Origin of the sequence: Streptomyces sp. SAI-135 (genome assembly GCF_029893805.1) — a bacterium.
In the GTDB taxonomy this organism is placed as follows: Bacteria; Actinomycetota; Actinomycetes; order Streptomycetales; family Streptomycetaceae; genus Streptomyces.
Genome location: NZ_JARXYP010000002.1, coordinates 190,261 through 207,451 on the forward strand (window position 1 = coordinate 190,261; position 17,191 = coordinate 207,451).

The 17,191-nt window shown below is 66.1% G+C and carries 16 protein-coding genes; 7 read left to right on the forward strand and 9 right to left on the reverse strand.

Going from position 1 to position 17,191, the window contains the following annotated elements:
- Window positions 1-74: 74 nt before the first annotated feature.
- From M2163_RS05535 to M2163_RS05570, 8 genes are read right to left on the reverse strand one after another with little or no spacing between them, the layout of a single operon-like run.
- On the reverse strand, window positions 75-1,289 hold the full coding sequence (locus M2163_RS05535; RefSeq protein ID WP_280893276.1) for an alpha/beta hydrolase: 1,215 nt from the start codon (window positions 1,287-1,289) through the stop codon (window positions 75-77).
- A 26-nt stretch (window positions 1,290-1,315) separates the two neighbouring features.
- Window positions 1,316-2,263 carry a chlorinating enzyme gene (locus tag M2163_RS05540; protein ID WP_280893277.1) on the reverse strand — a complete coding sequence of 316 codons (948 nt, stop codon included), beginning with the start codon at window positions 2,261-2,263 and terminating at the stop codon, window positions 1,316-1,318.
- A 17-nt stretch (window positions 2,264-2,280) separates the two neighbouring features.
- Window positions 2,281-2,541, reverse strand: coding sequence for an acyl carrier protein (locus M2163_RS05545; RefSeq protein WP_219997166.1), 261 nt, complete (start codon window positions 2,539-2,541; stop codon window positions 2,281-2,283).
- Window positions 2,542-2,568: 27 nt separating this feature from the next.
- The gene (locus tag M2163_RS05550; RefSeq protein WP_280893278.1) at window positions 2,569-4,161 is read right to left on the reverse strand and encodes an amino acid adenylation domain-containing protein; all 1,593 of its coding nucleotides are present in this window, start codon (window positions 4,159-4,161) and stop codon (window positions 2,569-2,571) included.
- A 12-nt stretch (window positions 4,162-4,173) separates the two neighbouring features.
- Complete coding sequence (gene ddaH / locus M2163_RS05555) at window positions 4,174-5,082, reverse strand: dimethylargininase (RefSeq protein WP_280908818.1); 909 nt, start codon at window positions 5,080-5,082, stop codon at window positions 4,174-4,176.
- Between the two features lie 34 nt (window positions 5,083-5,116).
- A complete protein-coding gene (locus M2163_RS05560; protein ID WP_280897214.1) occupies window positions 5,117-5,833 on the reverse strand; it encodes an alpha/beta fold hydrolase in 717 nt (238 codons plus the stop codon).
- A 53-nt stretch (window positions 5,834-5,886) separates the two neighbouring features.
- Complete coding sequence (locus M2163_RS05565; RefSeq protein ID WP_280893280.1) at window positions 5,887-8,178, reverse strand: DPP IV N-terminal domain-containing protein; 2,292 nt, start codon at window positions 8,176-8,178, stop codon at window positions 5,887-5,889.
- Between the two features lie 25 nt (window positions 8,179-8,203).
- Window positions 8,204-9,607, reverse strand: coding sequence for a cytochrome P450 (locus M2163_RS05570; protein WP_280893281.1), 1,404 nt, complete (start codon window positions 9,605-9,607; stop codon window positions 8,204-8,206).
- Between the two features lie 106 nt (window positions 9,608-9,713).
- Between M2163_RS05570 and M2163_RS05575 the strand changes: the two genes are divergently transcribed.
- The 7 genes from M2163_RS05575 (at window position 9,714) to M2163_RS05605 (ending at window position 16,946) form a co-directional block, all read left to right on the forward strand.
- Window positions 9,714-10,244 (forward strand): toxin-antitoxin system HicB family antitoxin, encoded by a 531-nt coding sequence (locus tag M2163_RS05575; RefSeq protein WP_280893282.1) that lies wholly within the window; start codon window positions 9,714-9,716, stop codon window positions 10,242-10,244.
- 33 nt (window positions 10,245-10,277) lie between these two features.
- Entirely contained in the window at window positions 10,278-11,150 is an 873-nt protein-coding gene (locus M2163_RS05580) for a DUF4097 family beta strand repeat-containing protein (RefSeq protein WP_280893283.1), read from the forward strand.
- A gap of 202 nt (window positions 11,151-11,352) precedes the next feature.
- Window positions 11,353-12,321, forward strand: a complete 969-nt coding sequence (locus M2163_RS05585) for an ATP-binding cassette domain-containing protein (RefSeq protein WP_280893284.1) — start codon at window positions 11,353-11,355, stop codon at window positions 12,319-12,321.
- Window positions 12,318-13,109 (forward strand): ABC transporter permease, encoded by a 792-nt coding sequence (locus tag M2163_RS05590; RefSeq protein WP_280893285.1) that lies wholly within the window; start codon window positions 12,318-12,320, stop codon window positions 13,107-13,109. The genes M2163_RS05585 and M2163_RS05590 overlap by 4 nt, the downstream gene beginning before the upstream one ends.
- A gap of 62 nt (window positions 13,110-13,171) precedes the next feature.
- Window positions 13,172-14,434, forward strand: a complete 1,263-nt coding sequence (locus tag M2163_RS05595) for a cytochrome P450 (protein ID WP_219997168.1) — start codon at window positions 13,172-13,174, stop codon at window positions 14,432-14,434.
- Window positions 14,435-14,473: 39 nt separating this feature from the next.
- Window positions 14,474-15,316: a DUF4097 family beta strand repeat-containing protein gene (locus tag M2163_RS05600; protein WP_280893286.1), complete on the forward strand. Its 843-nt coding sequence runs from the start codon at window positions 14,474-14,476 to the stop codon at window positions 15,314-15,316.
- Between the two features lie 238 nt (window positions 15,317-15,554).
- Window positions 15,555-16,946, forward strand: a complete 1,392-nt coding sequence (locus M2163_RS05605) for a DoxX family protein (protein ID WP_280893287.1) — start codon at window positions 15,555-15,557, stop codon at window positions 16,944-16,946.
- A 25-nt stretch (window positions 16,947-16,971) separates the two neighbouring features.
- Here M2163_RS05605 and M2163_RS05610 read toward each other — a convergent pair whose 3' ends face one another.
- Window positions 16,972-17,124, reverse strand: coding sequence for a hypothetical protein (locus M2163_RS05610; RefSeq protein ID WP_181412114.1), 153 nt, complete (start codon window positions 17,122-17,124; stop codon window positions 16,972-16,974).
- Between the last annotated feature and the right edge of the window lie 67 nt (window positions 17,125-17,191).

Consider the following 17,191-nt stretch of genomic DNA (forward strand, 5'->3'; position numbering starts at 1 on the left):
GTCTCGTCACTGGTTGCCCGCAGTCGAAGAGGTGTCCGGTCGACGGGACACACGTCCACAGGGACCGGGGCCATTCAGTGCGCCGGGACCCGATGTCGCTCCATGAACTCCTCCGCCACCCTCAGGAGTGACGCGTCCGCGCTGAACAGAGAAATGTGGTCGCCGTGCGGTTCCACCCTCAACTGGCCCTGGGGCAGACCGGCGGCCACCCGCTGGGAGCCTTCTGGGTGGGCGATGTCGTCGTCCCTGCTCGTCACCACCAGAGTGGGCAGCCCCACTCTGTCGAGATAGGGCTCCACATCGGTGCCCGTGATGCCGAGGTTCAGCCGGCAGTACCGATACAGAAGCTCCGGACTGGCATAGGGGTACAGCACGAAATGCGCCACATCAGCGGGTGTACTCGTGAGGATCGCCTGGCAGAAGGCCGCATGCACCGCCTCCGCGGCGGTACGGCTACGCGCCGCCGTTGTCATGAGTTCGATCAGCCCCTGCTGATGTGCCGTCATGGGGTAGTTCTCGCCGAATCCATAGGCGCCGTGCCACAGACTGAGTGAGCAGACCCGGGACGGTAGTTCGGCCGCGGCCGCCAGAGCGATCGCAGCACCTCCACACAGACCGATCACGTGTGCGGCTGAAGCCCCGTGATGGTCCATCACCGCGAACAGGTCGCCGGCCTGTGCGTCGATGCCCGTCGCCTGCTCCTCCCCCACGCCCTCCGCGCCGAAGAGGCCTCGGCTCTCCCAGGTCAACACCCGGCGGTTTCGGGCGAAGTACCGCACCCAGGCCTCCGCAAGTGCGGCTGGCATGCCGCAGGCCGGCACCAGCACCACTGTCTCCTCGCCCTCGCCCGCCGCGTAGGCGTTCAGAGGTGTGCCGTCGGCCGAGATGACCGTCTTCCTGCGGGAGAGTCCGTCGAAGCTCTCCCTGAGGGCGGTGTCGACCACGGAGTCCACCTCACCGAGGCGGTCCACGGGCACCGGTCCCACAGAGTCCAGCAGGTCTGCGAGCGCCAGCCGTTCGCTGATCACGCGCTCGAAGACCTGCAAGTCGTCGTATGCCTCCTCGCCGGACAGGACAAGCCCGGAGACCCCGGTCCGGCGGGCCACCCTGGCCAGCAGCGCACGCAGTGCACGCCACTGGGCGGGGGGCTGACCGCCTGGGACCGGCTCCGCGTCGCGGTCGACCGCAGCCACCCGCACGGGCGCAGCGATCCCTTCTACGAGCGGTCTCACCGACAGCACCGCCGCGGCGAGGCGAGCGACCGCCAGCCTGGCTTCCGGCCCCAGCATGTGACCTCCTTGTTGGCCTGCGGTCGTTACCTCTTGGGGAAGGCGTGGCCCTTGGTCGTCTGCGTCACCTTCCGGTTATGGGTGTACGTGTCCGTGCCCGAGACGAGAACGGCGCCGTACTCGCTCAGGCTGACCCGGCCGCCGTACTCGTCGACTTCCTCGGTGTCGGGGTACACGCGCACCGACGTCGGCACATACCGACCGGCGAAGCCCAGCCGCATCTCCTTGTCCGGCGCGCTGTGGGGCTTGGATGCGTGCATCATGGTGGACCAGAACATGACGGCCTCGCCGGGGCGCATCACCATGGAGACGGCGCGCTCCTCCGGGGGACGCCAGTCTGGGTCCTTCTGCAGCTGCCGGTAGTCGTAACCGTAGAACCCGCGGGAGACGCCGTCCTTGGCCTGCTGGTTGATCTTGTCAGGCTGGTAGTGCATCCCCTTCGACTCGTCGTAGTGCATGGTGCGCTGGGTGCCAGGTATGAACTGCAGGCAGCCGGTGTCCTCGCTGGCCTCGGTGAAGGCCGTCCAGACGGTGATGGTGCCGCCGAAGTCCTTCTCCGACTCCGGCCACAGGATCTGCGGCCGGCCGGAGGCGAAGGCGAAGGTGTCCGCCTGGTGCCAGTCAGTGCCCTCGTCCCCGGGGTACTTGGGGAAGAACTCAGAGCGCCAGCACAGGACGTCCGGCCCGAGCACAGCAGCCACCCGGTCAACGATCTCGGGTCGGCAGATGTGATCGGCGAGGAAGGTGGAGTCGAGGTGGCGGTCGTAGTTGCCAATGTTGGTGTTGCCCGACTGAGCGTCGCCATCGTCGTAGACGGCGTCGCTGCGGTCCATCAGCCGTAGCCGCTCGCGTCGCCACAGACGCCTCATCTCGTCTTCGTCATACACCTTGAACGGGCCCATATAGCCCAGCTGATGGAAGTCAGCGACCTCCTCCGGGGTCGGCGTGAAGCTCTGTCGCACCGCGTTCGTCATCGTGTGCCCTTTCTGCGTCAATGATTCTTTCCGCCGACTTGCGCACCAACGAGCGCGGACAGCGAGGTGATGCTGGCTTCCTCCAGTTCCGCGACATCGAGCTTGACGTCGTACTGCTCGTTGAGCTGCGCGACGATCCGGATGAACGCCAGCGATGTCACGCCCTGGTCGAACAGGTCGACGTCCGGGTCAAGGCCGTTGTGTTCCAGCACCTGGGTGACGACTGCTTCCACCGACTGACGAATTCCGGCCGCGGAAACACCGGATGAGACGGTCATGATGCAGGCCCCTTTCTCACCGCAGGGTTATTTTTTTCCGAGCGCATCACGGTTCACCTTTCCTTGAAGAGTCATAGGGATCTCCGGGACGACCACGTAGCGGGACGGCCGCAGGTGCCTCGGCAGCTCCTTCCGCACGTGCCGTTCCGCAGCCGCAATAAGCCGGTCCGCTGCCTCGCCGTCCGCATCGGCGGGCCGTATGGGTAGCAGGTAGGCGACCAGCCGCAGGTCACCGTCCCCGAATTCGCGGGACGCGGCCACGGCTCTTGCCACGTCGGGAAGGCGGCCCAGACATTCCTCGATCTCGCCGGGTTCGATCCGGTATCCGCGGACCTTCAGCTGATCGTCCATTCGGCCGAGGTACACCAGTTCACCGCCGGGCCTGCGTACCGCGCGATCGCCGGTCCGGTACAGCCGCTCCTCGCCCACCTCCGGCGTCGATGGCACGAACCGATCGGCGGTGAGTTCCGGTCGGTTGAGGTAGCCGCGGGCCAGCCCGGCGCCCGCTACGTGCATCTCCCCCGGTACGCCGTCCGGCTGTGGTCGGCCTCGCTCGTCGAGCACGTACACGCGCAGGTCGGGTAGCGGCACCCCGATGGGGCTGGGCCCGCCTTCTCCCGTTGCGTCCGCCACCGTGATGGGGCGGTAGGTGCAGTGAACGGTGGTCTCGGTGATGCCGTACATGTTGACCAGTCGAGGCATCTGATCACCGTGCCGGTCGACCCAGGGTGCCAGCATGCGCGGCTCCAGTCGCTCGCCGCCGAAGACGACAAGCCGCAGCGCGAGTCCCGAAGTGCTCGGTTCGTTGTTGTGCTCGGCGAAGAGCACGGTGAGCAGTTGGTGGAAGGCCGAGGGGGTCTGGTTCAGAACGGTCACCTGTTCCCTGCGCAGCAGTGCGACCAGTTGCTCCGGCGACCGCGTCACAGTCGCCGGCAGCAGCACCAGACGACCGCCGTGCAGCAGAGCCCCCCAGATCTCCCAGACGGAGAAGTCGAAGCTGATGGAGTGGAAGAGTGACCACGTGTCGTTCTCGTCGAAGTGGAACCAGGGGCGTGTACTACTGAACAGCCGGATCACGTTCCTGTGCTCGACGGCGACTCCCTTCGGGGCGCCGGTGGAGCCGCTCGTGTAAATGATGTAGGCGAGGTCGTCCTCGGACGACGCCGGCCACGGTTGCGCGTCCTCGGACAGCACCGCGCCAGGACCGGCCGGGCCCTCGTCTTTGTCCTCGGCCTCCGTCTCGTCCACCCACACGATGGTGGGGTGACGTCCGCTCAGCGCAGGCGCTGCGTCCAGTGTGGCGACCACGATCGGCACCGCGCTGTCGGCGAGCAGGTAGTCGATACGGGCTGCGGGGTAGTCCGGATCGATCGGCACATAGGCTCCGCCGGCCTTCAGGATGCCCAGCATCGCGACGACGGCTTCGGCACTACGGCGCGCGCTGAGCCCGACGAGGGTTCCCGGACGCACCCCGAGCCGGTGGAGTCTGGCTGCCAGTCCATCGCTGCGGGTCTCCAGTTCGCCGTACGACACGGGTCCGTCGGGCGTGGAAAGGGCGACCCGGTCGGGCGCGGAACGTGCTCTTGCGGAGAAGATCGTGTGCAGGCAGTCGGCCGACATCACCAATTCCGTTCACGCGGGGTGGGATTCAGGGAGTGGAATGTGCGCGGCGGATTCATGTGCCACGGTGCGGCGGGCTTGGGTGTGGCGGATCTCCAGCAGGCAGCACTTCGCTCCGCCGCCCGCCTTCAACAACTCGGTCAGCTCCACGCCGATCGGCTCGAACCCCCGCTCCTTCAGCTGCCCGGCAAGGCGTTCGGCCGCACGAGCGAGCACCACGTGCTGCCCGTCGGACACGGCGTTCAGGCCGAACGCTTCCGCGTCCCGTTCGGTGGCCAGAATCGCGTCCGGGTACTTGTCGGCCAGCAGCTTCCTGCTCTCGGCATCGAAGGCTCCGGGGTAGTACATGACCTCGTCGTCGTCCAGGACGGCAAGCGCGGTGTCCAGGTGGTAGAAGCGCGGGTCGGTCAGGGTGAGGCCCAGCACAGGCAGGCCGAAGAACTCGGCGGCCTCCAACTGGGCGGCGGGATCGCTGCGGAAGCCGGATCCCGCCAGCAGCACGTCCCCGGCCAGGAGGAAGTCACCCTCGCCCTCGTTGATCTGGGTCGCCTGCCGGACTTCGCTCCAGCCGTGGTCGCCGAACCACTGCTGATACGCGGCGGACTCGCCGGTCCGCTGCGGATGGCGGAAGCGGGCGACGAGCGCCTTGCCGTCCACTGCGACCGCTCCGTTCGCGGCGAACACCATGTCAGGCAGGTCGGGGCGCGGCGGCACCAGATCGACGTCGTGGCCGAGCTCCACCAGCAGGTCGTGCAGCCGCTTCCATTGCCCCAGGGCTGTTTCCCCACTCGTCGGCACACCGGGATCCATCCACGGGTTGATCGAGTAGCGCACCGTGAAATGGGCGGGTCGGCACATCAGATACCGCCGACGACGCATCACCCTGGCGGTCGAAACCGCCCTCGCGGACGCAGTTCGCATCACTGCGTTCCCCCTTTCCATGGTTGAGTCCGGATCACACAGGCAGTCGCTCGGCAAGCGCTCCCACCAGCGCGGCCTCGCCCTCGACCAGATAGAAATGTCCGCCAGGGAAGGTGACGGCCTCGAAGTCACCGGTCGCCAGCTCTCCCCACGACACCAGTCCGTCGTGGTCGACGTCCGGGTCCGTGCGGCCTCCCGTCGCCAGCATCCGGGCGTGCACCGCGGGCGGATCGGTCGGCCGGTACAGCTCAAACAGCCGGTAGTCGTCGCGGATCATTGGCAGGAGGACCTCGATGAGGTCGGGATTGACCAGCAGGTCCGCGAACGACTCGTTATCCCGGGCGACCTCGGCGACGAACTCGGCATCGCCGAGCTTGTGCACCTCGCCCGCTCCCTTGCGGTGGGGGGCGATCACGCCGGAGACCACCAGCAGATCAACCACCGGTCCGTGCCGACGCTCCAGTTCCGCGACGACCTCGTAGGCAACGTAGGCGCCCATGCTGTGGCCGAAGATCACCAACGGGTCACGGCTGAAGGGATCCAGCGCCGACGCGATCGACTCGGCCATGTCCTCGATCGAATCCGCGGGAGGCTCGCGGAACCGGTCCTGTCGCCCGGGGTACTGCGCCGTGTACACGGCGAGGTCCTGAGGCAACAACCCGGGCCACGTCCCATAGGTGCTCGCGGTCCCGCCCGCATGAGGCATGCAGATCAGCCGCCGGCGTGGGCGCTGGCCGGGATCGCTGCCCAGGCGAAGCCAAAGTCCAGCCGTGGTCGCTTTCCTGGTGTACATGCCTCTTCCCCTCATCCGAACAGATCGGCGAGTGCTTCCTGGTCCAGCGGAACGGGCGTCAGCCGGTAGCCACTCGGCGGTTCCACGCCCATCAGGTGGCGGACGAAGAAGTCCCACCTGCGCCGGTTGAGGTGGTGGTCGTACCCGACGAAGGCGTGATCGGAGCTGGGCACGATGAGCATGTCGAAGTCCTTGTCCGCCGCGATCAAACGCTCCGCCAGTCGCATGCTCAGGTGGGGCGAGAAACTGTCGTCCAAGCCGCCGTGGACCAGGAGCAGCTTGCCCACGAGCCGGTCTGCGAGGTCGATGTTGGACGTCGCGGCGTACGTCTCCGGGTCGAACGGGCCGTTGTACATTTCGGCGATGCCCTGCTCGGCGAAGCGGAGGTCGTGCATCCCGCACTCCGCGACACCAACTTTGAAAACCTCCGGGAACTCGAGCATCGCCCGGACGGTGGCGAATCCGCCGGATGACATTCCGAACACACCGACCCTGTCGAGGTCCATCCACGGCCGGTCTCGGGCCAGTTCGCGAAGCGCGGCCACATGGTCGGCGAGCCCAGCTCCGTCGCCGACCCGGCCGTAGGAGGCGTCGTGGAACGCCTTGTCCCGGCCCGGGGATCCACGTCCATCGATGGCGACCACGACGAAGCCCAGAGCTGCCAGTGCTTCCGCGTCGAAGCCGTAGTAGCCGGGGTCGAAGCAGGGCACCACACGGCTGGCGCTCGGGAAACCGTAGGGGTGGTCCACCACGGGATAGCGCTTCGCCGGATCGAATCCGTGCGGCAGGTAGAGCATCCCGTGGATCTCGGTCTGCCCGTCAGCTGCGGTCACGCGGAATCGTTCCGGCGGGCTCCACCCCGTTTCGAGCAGGCGGGAGGTGTCCGCGCGGGACAGCTCCACGAGCACCTTTCCGTCCCAGTCACGCACGCTGATCACCGGCGCCAGGGCGTTGGTGGATGCCGAGTCGATGAAGTACCCCGCACCCGGCGGCACGGTCACGGCATGGTCCACATCGTCATCGATGATCTTGGCGAACCCCGACCCGTCCAGTCCCACCCGGCACACCGAGCGGCGGTAGGGATCCTCCTCGACGAGGCCCGCGACCACGAAATACACCACGCGCCGGTCCTCGTCGACGCGCAGGATCTCCTGCACTGCCCACGGCCCGGACGTCACCTGCGCGCGCAGCTCACCGTCCCGCGTTCCGTAGAGGTAGAGGTGCCCCCAGTTGTCACGCTGGGAGTACCAGAGCACCTCCGCCCCGTCCGACAGGACCCTGACGATCGGAGCCTGCTGGAGCAGCTGCCCCGGCTCCACACGCGTCGGCCCGGATTCCGTCAGAATCGTGCGCACTTCGCCGGAGGCCGGGTCGAGCCGGTGCAGGCTCAGTTCCCTGCCGTCTCGCGTCGAACTCAGGTAGTACGCCGCCGAACTGTCCTCGGCCCACCACGCCCATTGACGGGATATGGGGGACATCAATGACATGCCAACAGGCTCGGCCCGCGCCGGAACCACCTTTCCGGATTCGACATCCAGCACCACGAACTCGGCCGACGGCACCCGCTCGTCTCCCGCGAAAGCGAACCGCTGGGTCCGCAGCCGCGGTGCGCCCCCGTCCGCGGGCAGCGCTTCTATGAGGTGCGTCTCACGGACACCACGCATGTCGGTCCTGTGCGTGAGTACGTGCTTGGAGTCCGGCGACCACAACACCGCCGGCGGCAGATGCGGGATGCCGAGCTTCCCCAGCATCGTGGTGTACATGAAGTAGTCCGGATTGGCGCCGTAGTCGCGGTCCACCGAACCGTTGTCGGTCAATGCCCGATTGCGTCCGTCGGACAGAGAACGAACCCAGAGGTTGTAGTCCTTGCGGAACACCGCATGCCGGCCGTCCGGGGCAGCGACATCGAGGAGCTGCCGGTGTTGCGACCGCTCCACCCCCACACAGGCGTGGTCACCCGCCACCCACCTCCAGCGCTGGCCGAAGGCGTCAAACTCGACGTCACCGTCGACCAGTTCGAACGCCGCGAACGGCAGGGCGGCCGCATCGACTTCCTCGCCGGTTGCGGCCGAGAGCGCCTTGGCGAGCTGGACGTGATCGAACGCGGGCTTTCGGCTGCCCAGCCCGGGATCGACGAGAAGGAACCGCAGGCCGTCCGAGGTGTCAATCCGGTACCAGAAGCGGGCACCGCCCTCGATCCACCGCGGGCGGATCCTGCCGCCCGACACGAGCTTCGGCCGGTTGTGCCGCAACAGCTGCTCCGCCGTCCGGTACGCGTGCTCGTCCAATGCGGTCGGGTTCATCGGATTCTCCTCCAAGGCGGCCGCGTCAGCCGACGACAACGGGAAGCCGGGCTGCACCGTTGAGGTTGGGCTTGCTCAGGAAGGTCGGCGGATTGTCGGGGTCGCAACTCAGCGAGGGGAAGCGGTCGAACAGCGCATTCAGGGCGATGCGCCCCTCACGCCTGGCCAGCACCGATCCGAGACAGTGGTGCACACCCCGGCCGAAGCCGATGTGCGGGTTGGTATCGCGGTTGAGGTCGAAAGCATGCGGGTCGACGAAGACCCGCTGGTCACGGTTGGCGGTCGGGATCCACACCATGACCACCTGATCGGGTTCGAGTGTCACGCCCCCGAGCTCGATCGACGCGTTCGTCACCCGCACCATGGAGGCGGCTGGGCTCATGTACCGCAGCGACTCCTCGAGGAGCGAGGGAATCAGAGCCCGGTCCTGCCGGACCGCTCGATCCACCTCGGGAAAGGCGTCCAGAATCAGCACGGTGTTGCTGACCAGGAGCGTGGTGGTGACATGGCCGGCGACGAGCATGACGTTGGCGCAGTTGGCCGCCTCGTTGTCGGTGAGGGGTCGTCCGTCGACCTTCCCCTCGACGAGCCTGGTGAGCAGATCCTCCCGCGGGTGTACGCGGCGATCCTTGGCATGTCCTCGCAGGTGGTCGGCGATGTGGCGCACCTGGTCCAGGGCGACCGCCAGCTCGTTCTCGGCGCTCTCGTCCCGCTCGCCGAATGAGAACTCCGAGGTGATGCTCATCATCGTATCGATCCAGCCGTTGAGCAGGGCATGGTCGCTCTCGGGAATGCCGAGCAGTTCCGCGATCACCGTGATGGGCAGTGGGTAGGCGAAGTCCTTGATGAGGTCGAAGCCGTCCCGGTCGGCCACCCGGTCCAGCAGATTCTTGGTGATTGCGTGTATTCGGGGTTCGAGGGCGTCGATCGCACGGGGAGTGAAGGCATCGGCGAGGATTCTGCGAAGAGCAGTGTGCTCCGGCGGATCCAGCCGGTCGAGGGCGCCCTCGTCGAACTCACGCCGCTCCGGCACCAGGCGGCCGAGATCGGACGAGAACAGCTGCGGGTTGTTCGCCACGTACAGCGACTCCGCGTACCCATAGACGTTCCATATGCCGGCCGCCTCGTCGAAAGCGACCGGTTCGGTCGCCCTGTCCTCACCGTACATCCAGAAGTATCGCTGTCGATCGAGTTTCCACTTTTCAGCCAGCGCGGACATCGCACTCCCGTCATCCCTGATGAGGCGGTACTGAACTCGAAATATCCGGTGTTTGTCTCCCGCTATTTTCATCCCGGAATTGCTCGGAGTCTTACAGACCGGTGTCGCCCCTGTCGATGGCGGACTCCGCGCAGGTGTCCTGTCGCCGGGACACGCCGATGCCGTTTCCCGAAAGTCACGCATCACGGTTTCCGGATCAGGCAGCCGCACACCGTGGCTTCCGGCAGTCGCTTGCCCCAACAGCAAAGACGACCCACGCGCCGAGGTTCCCGCCTACGGACTTGCGGTGGCGCCATCAAGGCGCCATGCTTGCGCCATGGATCTGACACCCTACGTCGAGGGTCTCCACCGCGAGCTCCTGGCCTCCGCGGGGGCGGATGACAGCGAAGCCATGGCTCTGGCAGAGCGTCTGGCGTCGTCGGTCGTGTCCGCGACACGGCTGACCATGCTCGACGTACTGTCGGCTGCGGCGGACGAGATCACTCGGGACCTGGTCCCCGGCTCAGTGGAAGTCCGCCTGCGGGGGCGCAATCCGTACTTCGTCGTCGCACCTCCCGGCTTTCAGGAGCCCGTCGACGAGGATCCCCTCCCCCTTCCGGCCCCAACCCCGGCTGCGGAAACGCCACCGCCTCCCAACACCGAAGGCGCGGTGGGCCGTATCAACTTCCGTCCTCCGGAGCACCTGAAGGCCCGCATCGAAGCCGCCGCGGCCAAGGACGGGCAGTCGTTGAACGCCTGGCTCGTGCGCGTCACCACGGCCGCGCTGGACGCCGAATCCGCCCAGCCACCCTCGTCAGGCCGACGCGGCCCGGGACCGTCGCGACGCTATATCGGCTGGGTCGGCTGAGCCCCGTATACCACCATGACAGGACGGCTCCTCATGCCCGAGTTCTCCACCCCGAAGCCCATCATCGTCGCAGTCACCCTCAACAAAGGCAGGCTGTCGGTCCTGGCCGGCGGCCGAGCCGAGACCACTGTGCATGTCCGCCCCGGCGACCAGTCCTCGGCAGCCGACACCAAGGCGGCCGAGCAGACTTACGTCGAATACGCCTCGGGCCGACTGCTGATCAAAGCGCCGGAACCGCATTGGCTCAGTGGCATCTTCGGCAAGTCGGCGTCCGTCGACGTCACGATCGAGCTTCCGGCCGGCTCCAGCGTGAAGATCGAGGCAACGAAGGCGGAGGTCAGGTCCGAAGGACCCCTCAAGGACGTCCAGCTCGACTGCATGTCCGGCGAGGTCCACCTCGATCACGTCGAGCTCCTCCACATCGACACGGTGTTCGCGGACATCGCGGTCGACGCTGTGTCGGAGTACGCAAACGTCAACGGAGTGTCGGGGAAGGTGCGGCTGGCCAAGGTTTCGGGCAGCGCCGTCATCAAGGGCGTGAACGGCGACGTCTGGATCGGCGCGAGCGGAAACGACCTGCACGTCAGCACCGCCGGTGGCAGCATCTTCGTCGATGACGCGGGAAAGGGTGTCACCGCCAAGGCCGCCGGAGGCACCATTCGCCTCGGACGCGTGCAGCAGGGCGAGGCGGAACTGCTGACGGGATCGGGAGAGATCGAGATCGGCATCTGCGAAGGTTCCGTCGCCTGGATCGACGCCCACAGCTCCACCGGGTCCGTGCGCAACACCATGCAGGCGAAGGACGGCCCCTCCCAGGACGCGGACATGGTGAAAGTACGAGCACGCTCCAGGCACGGCGACATCATGATCCACCGCGCGTCAGAGTCCTCGCAGACGTCCGGCTGACACGTCTGCCGGGCGCCACCGACGCGCTTCCCCCTCCTCACCTCCATCCCATGGCGCCTTACAGGCGCAAAGTTGCGCCATAGATCGAGAAGCCGCGCACGGCGTCCCGGCGCCAGGACAGCATCGCGCCCTCCGGAGCAATACGCCCCTCGAACCGAGGCCGCGCGGAAGACGGATTTCCCCCGACCGAAAAGGAAAACCCATGACGCCGACCACTCCACTCGCCATCAAGGCCGCCGGGCTACGTAAGTCGTACGGAGACAAGCTGGTTCTCGACAACATCGATTTTGAAGTCCCCGCGGGCCGTATCTGGTCGTTACTCGGCCCGAACGGCGCGGGCAAGACGACCCTGGTGCAGATCCTCTCCACACTCATCCGCCCAGACGCCGGTACCGTTCACGTCGCTGGCCACGACCTGATGCAGAAGCCCGAGGAAGTCCGCCGGGCAATCGGTGTCACCGGCCAGTTCTCGGCCGTCGACGAATTGCTCACCGGCGAGGAGAACCTCCTCATGATGTGTCGGTTCTATCGCCTTTCACCTGTGGAGAGCAGGCAGCGCGCCGATGAACTGCTCGAGCAGTTCGATTTGACGGGCGACGATGCCAGGAAGCTTGCCGGCGCCTATTCCGGTGGCATGAAGCGCAAGCTCGATCTGGCGATGACTCTCGTGGGCCGACCACGGATCATCTTCCTGGACGAGCCGACCACCGGTCTCGACCCGCGCAGCAGGCGTACGATGTGGGCGATCATTCGTGAGCTCGTCGCCGACGGCGTCACGATCTTCCTCACCACGCAGTACCTCGAAGAGGCCGACGAACTCGCCGACCGGATCGCGGTGCTCCACCAAGGTGGCTTCGTGGCACAGGGCACTCCGAGCGAGCTCAAGCAGCTCGCACCCACCGGCCACATCAGGCTGACCTTCGACTCGGCGGAGCAACTTGCCCTGGCCGCAAGCGTCTTGGCCTCTTCGGACGTTGACGAGGAGACGCTGAGCCTGCGGGTGCCCAACGCGGACGATCTGCGGTCGATGCGCCAGGTACTCGACCGGCTCGACGAAGCGACGATCACCCCAGTCGGTATGACGGTGCACAACGCAGATCTCGACGATGTGTTCCTCACCCTGACCAGCCAGACGGCAACGGACAACGGAAAGCAGGAGGCTGTCCGATGAGTACTCTCTCGCTCGCCCTGCAGGACTCGTCCGAGATGGTCCGCCGCAACCTGCGGCACGCCAGGCGTAACCCGTCGACGCTACTGGGGAGCGTCGTCATGCCGGTAGTCCTGCTTCTGTTGTTCGTCTTCGCCTTCGGCAGCACGCTCGGCGACGGACTGGGGGAATCTGGACGGGACATCGAGTACGTCGACTACCTCACGCCGGGCATCCTTCTGCTGGCGCTGACCGTGGGAGCGATGGGAACCTCGATCGCGGTCGCCGTCGACATGACGAAGGGAATCATCAACCGGTTCCGGACCATGCCCATTTCCCGTGCCTCGGTCCTCACTGGACATGTGGTGGGCAGTGTGGTCCAGTCCATGATCAGCACCGTCGTGGTCGTCGCCATCGCGCTGCTCGTCGGTTTCCGGCCCCGGGCGGGCGTTCTGGAGTGGCTCGCAGCCTTCGGCCTCATGGCCCTCGTCAGCTACGCACTCACCTGGGTGGCCGTCGGCTTCGGCCTCATGGCGAAGACCGTGGACTCGGCGAGCAACCTGCCGATGATCATGCAGATCCTGCCCTTCATGTCCAGTACCTTCGTCCCAGCCCAGTCGATGGCCCCCGGGCTGCGCTGGTTCTCCGAGAACGAACCGTTCACACCCATCACGGAGACCTTGCGCGGCCTGCTCCTCGAAGAGCCGATCGGCAACGACTGGATCGTCGCAGTCGCCTGGTGCCTCGTCATCGCACTGGTCGGCTACCTGTGGTCGAAGCAGCTCTACAAGCGCGACCCGCGCCACACCTGAGCAATGCACAGCGATACGGATCGTCGACCGCTCCCACGGCCTGCCAACCAGGAGGAATTCCGATGTCCACAGAATCACTCGACCTGCCGGACGTGATGACAGAGGCGATGATGGCAGACCCCTATGGTGGCGCCGCCCTTCTGCGCGAGCAGGCCCCTGTCATACGGGGTCGGCTCATGGGCGCCGTCTCCGTCTGGTACGTCACTCGGTACGAGGAGGCGCTGACGGTACTGAGCGACAGCCGGTTCGTCAGCGACTTCGCCTCGGTCACGGGCGATCAGGGAGACGACGCACGGACGCAGATGGCCGAGAAGCTCGGCATCCCGGCCGAGGACTATCCGTATCTCGCCAACGGCATGCTCGGCCGGGATGCTCCGGTCCACTCCAGGCTGCGGAAGCTCGTGACGCGCGCCTTCACCGTGAAGCGTATGACCGACCTGCGCCCCGAGCTCGAAACGGTCGCCGAGTCCCTCATCGACGCCTTCGACGGCTCCGAACGACAGGTGGACCTGATCACGGAGTACGCGTACCCCTTCTCCCTCACGGTGATCTGCGAGCTCATGGGAGTGCCAAAGTCCGATCACGCCGCCTGGCACGGATGGAGCACGGGGCTCGGATCGCTGGAGCCCGGCGTCATGCCGGCGGCGTTGCACGACATGATCGCGGGAGTGCGGGAGATCATCGAGCGACGCCGCAACTCACCGGCGGACGACGTGCTCACGACGCTGATCAGGACTCATGACGAGGACGGCGACCGCCTCTCCACGGACGAACTGATCAGCTTCGTGATCACTCTGATGACCGCGGGGCACGAGCCGTCCACGCACGCACTCGGCAACAGCATCGCGGAGTTACTGGTCCACCCCGGCCAGCTGGCGCGGCTGAAGAAGCAGCCGGAGCTGTGGCGGACGGCGGTGGAGGAGCTCGTGCGCCGCTGCGGGCCGACGCAGTTGTCAGTGCCCCGGTACGCGGCGGTCGATGTCGAACTCGGCGGCGTACAGATCAAGGCCGGGGACGTCGTGCAGCCCATGCTGACATCGGCCAACTACGACCCGCGCCAGTTCATCGACCCCGACCGTTTCGACGTTGCCCGCGAGATGACGGCGCCGGGACACGGGCATCTGGGATTCGGCCACGGTCCCCATTACTGCCTCGGCGCCTACTTGGCGAAGCTGCAGCTGAGCGTGGCTCTGCCAGCACTGTTCAACCGGTTTCCGGAGCTGTCCCTCGCCGTCGCGCCGGCCGAACTCCCCTGGCAGCGTGTGCCGGCACTGCGACGGCTGAACGCACTCCCCGTGGTGCTGACTCCTCCTTCCGAGCAGTAGACACGGCCTCACTGCATCCCGCGCACCAAGGACGACATCATGCCCAGCTTCTCAACCCCCGGTGGGGTCTCGGTCACGGTCAATCTCCCCGTGGGCGATCTCCTGGTGCTCGCGAGCGACCGCTCGGAGACCGTCGTATCGACCACCGGCATGAACGACCCGTCACAGATCCGTGTCAGTTATCAGGACCGCCAACTCGTCATCGACGGCCCGCAACCACGCGAAAGCTGGAGCAGCTGGCTGGGATTCGGAGAATCGATCCGCGTGAGAATCGACCTGCCTGAAGGCTCCACCGTGAAGGCGGTGGTTCTAGAGGGCGAGGTACGAGGTGTGGGCAGGCTCGGTGCCTGCACGTTCCGGACCGATGGTGGCGAGATCGTGCTGGACGAGACAGGCCCGCTGACCGTCACCACGGACAGCGGTGACGTCTCCGTCCGGAGGGTGGCCGGCCGTGCGGAGGTGACCAGTGATTCTGGCGTGGTCCAGATCGAACACGTCGACGGCAGCGTCGGCATCACCAACCAGTACGGCGAGACGGAAATCGGCGAGGTCACCGGCGACCTCCTGCTGCGCGGGCACGATGCCGACCTCGTGGTCGGACACGCACGCCGCAGCGTCGACGCGTACACCGAATCAGGCGACATTCGTATCGACAAGGCCGAGGGCGAAACGGTCAACGCGACCTCGGACTCCGGAAGCATTGAAATAAACATTCCGGAGGACGTCACAGCCACACTCGATCTCGATTCGCGACAGGGGCACGTCCGTAATTCGCCCGGTCTCGAGACCGGAAACTCCTCCACGGAACGCATCACCGTGTCAGCGCGCTCGAAGTCTGGCGACATCAGCATCGGGCGTTTCCGGCCCTCAGCCGGGCTCTAACCCTGCCCATCAGGCACGCTTCCGATCGGTAGGCGTCCTGTCGACCGGACAGCGGACCCTGCCGGTCGTTGCTCACACCTGTCCCACCGCCCGGAATTCCCTCCCCGGAATTCCGGGCGTAGACATCCGGCCATCCCCGGGCCTAGCTTGGGGACCTATTCCAACGGATGCTCTCTCGGCCCCTTTTCAGTACCGGGTTTCGGTGGCCGTGCGACAGAACCCGAGGCAGGAGGTTGGCATGACCCGAATACTTGATACTGCCGAACCGTCGAGTGGCCAGGAGACAGCCGAAGAAGCGAGCACGAGTCCTTCGGTGACGAGTTGGAACTTAGCCACGCGCATAGCGTTCCGGTTCTGCCTGGTCTATGTCGGACTGTTCTTCCTCACCGAGATGCGGATCCTGTTTCCGCTCTTGGGAGTCTTCGGGAAGGACCTCCCGCCCTCCGCCTACGTCTGGCAATACCACACTGTGAGACCGGTCGTGGGTTGGGTGGCCGACAACGTGCTCCACGTCGACGCCCCCCTCATCGAACCGGTACAGAGCGGTGACCAGGCGTTCTTCTGGGTCCTTGCCTTCACCTGGCTCGTGTTGGGCGCTGCGGTCACGGTCGTCTGGTCGCTGGTCGACCGGCACCGCCCGAACTACACGACCCTTCACAAGTGGCTCCACCTCGTCGTACGGCTGTGCCTGGCGTCGCAGTTGTTCGCCTTCGGTTTCGCCAAGCTGTTCCCGCTGCAGATGTCGCTTCCGCTCACCAGGCTGGTGGAGCCGTTCGGTGACTTCAGCATGCTGAACGTGCTCTGGTCTCAGGTGGGAAGCTCCCCGCAGTACGAAATCCTGCTCGGTTGCGCGGAAGTGACCGCTGGCCTGCTCCTGGTCGTACCTCGCACCGCCATGCTGGGGGCCCTGTTGGCCTCGGTCGAGCTGACGCAGGTGCTCATCATCAACATCACGTACCAGGTGCCGTTGAAGATCTTCACCTTCCACCTGATCCTGCTGAGTCTCTTCGTTCTGGCGCCGCACGCGGTGCGTCTGGTGAAGTTCTTCGTGACCGACCGCGCCGTCGAAGCGCCGACACAGCCGCCACTGTTCCGCGCACGCCGGGCCACGCACATCGCTCTGGCGGCTCAGATACTGATCGGATCGTGGTTCGTCGGTTCGCAGGTGCACGGTAACTGGGACTTGTGGGACCAGATCGGGTCATCGGGTCCCAAGCCGCCGTTGTACGGCATCTGGGATGTCACCGCCTTCTCTCTGGACGGACGCGATCAACCTCCCCTGACGAGTGACGCCGAGCGCTGGAACCGGCTCATCGTCGACACCACCCACACCTACCAACCGGGGCCGGTCTCCAGCCAGCGTATGGACGGGTCCATCGTCGACTACATGGCCTCATTCGACGTCCCACGCCACACGGTAACCCTGCTGAGGGCCGACGATCCGAGATGGTCCGGCCAGCTGTCCTTCGACCAGTCCTCGGCGGACCGGCTCACCCTGACCGGCCAACTCGGGGGTAAAAAGGTCCAGATGCAGTTGGAGAAGGTCGACCTCTCCTCGTTCCCGATTACCCGGAACGGCGTCGAATGGGTGCAGGACGGGCCGTACCAGCCGCGTCTCGAGCTTCGTTGAGAAACGGGTCCTACTGAGCTTTTCGTTAGTTCTGTGGTGGTTGCGGCTTCGGCAGTGTGAGCATGATGGTGTGTCTTCCAAGCCGCAGGATGTTGTTGCTGATGTCGCCGTTCTGCCGCTGACGCGGCCGCAGTTGGCCGAGGCCCGTCGCATGCGCGCGGCCGAGCTGTTCGAGCACAGACGTCCTTCATCCGAGGTTGCCCGGGCAGTGGGGATGCACCCCGAGAGTGTGCGCCGGTGGAAGC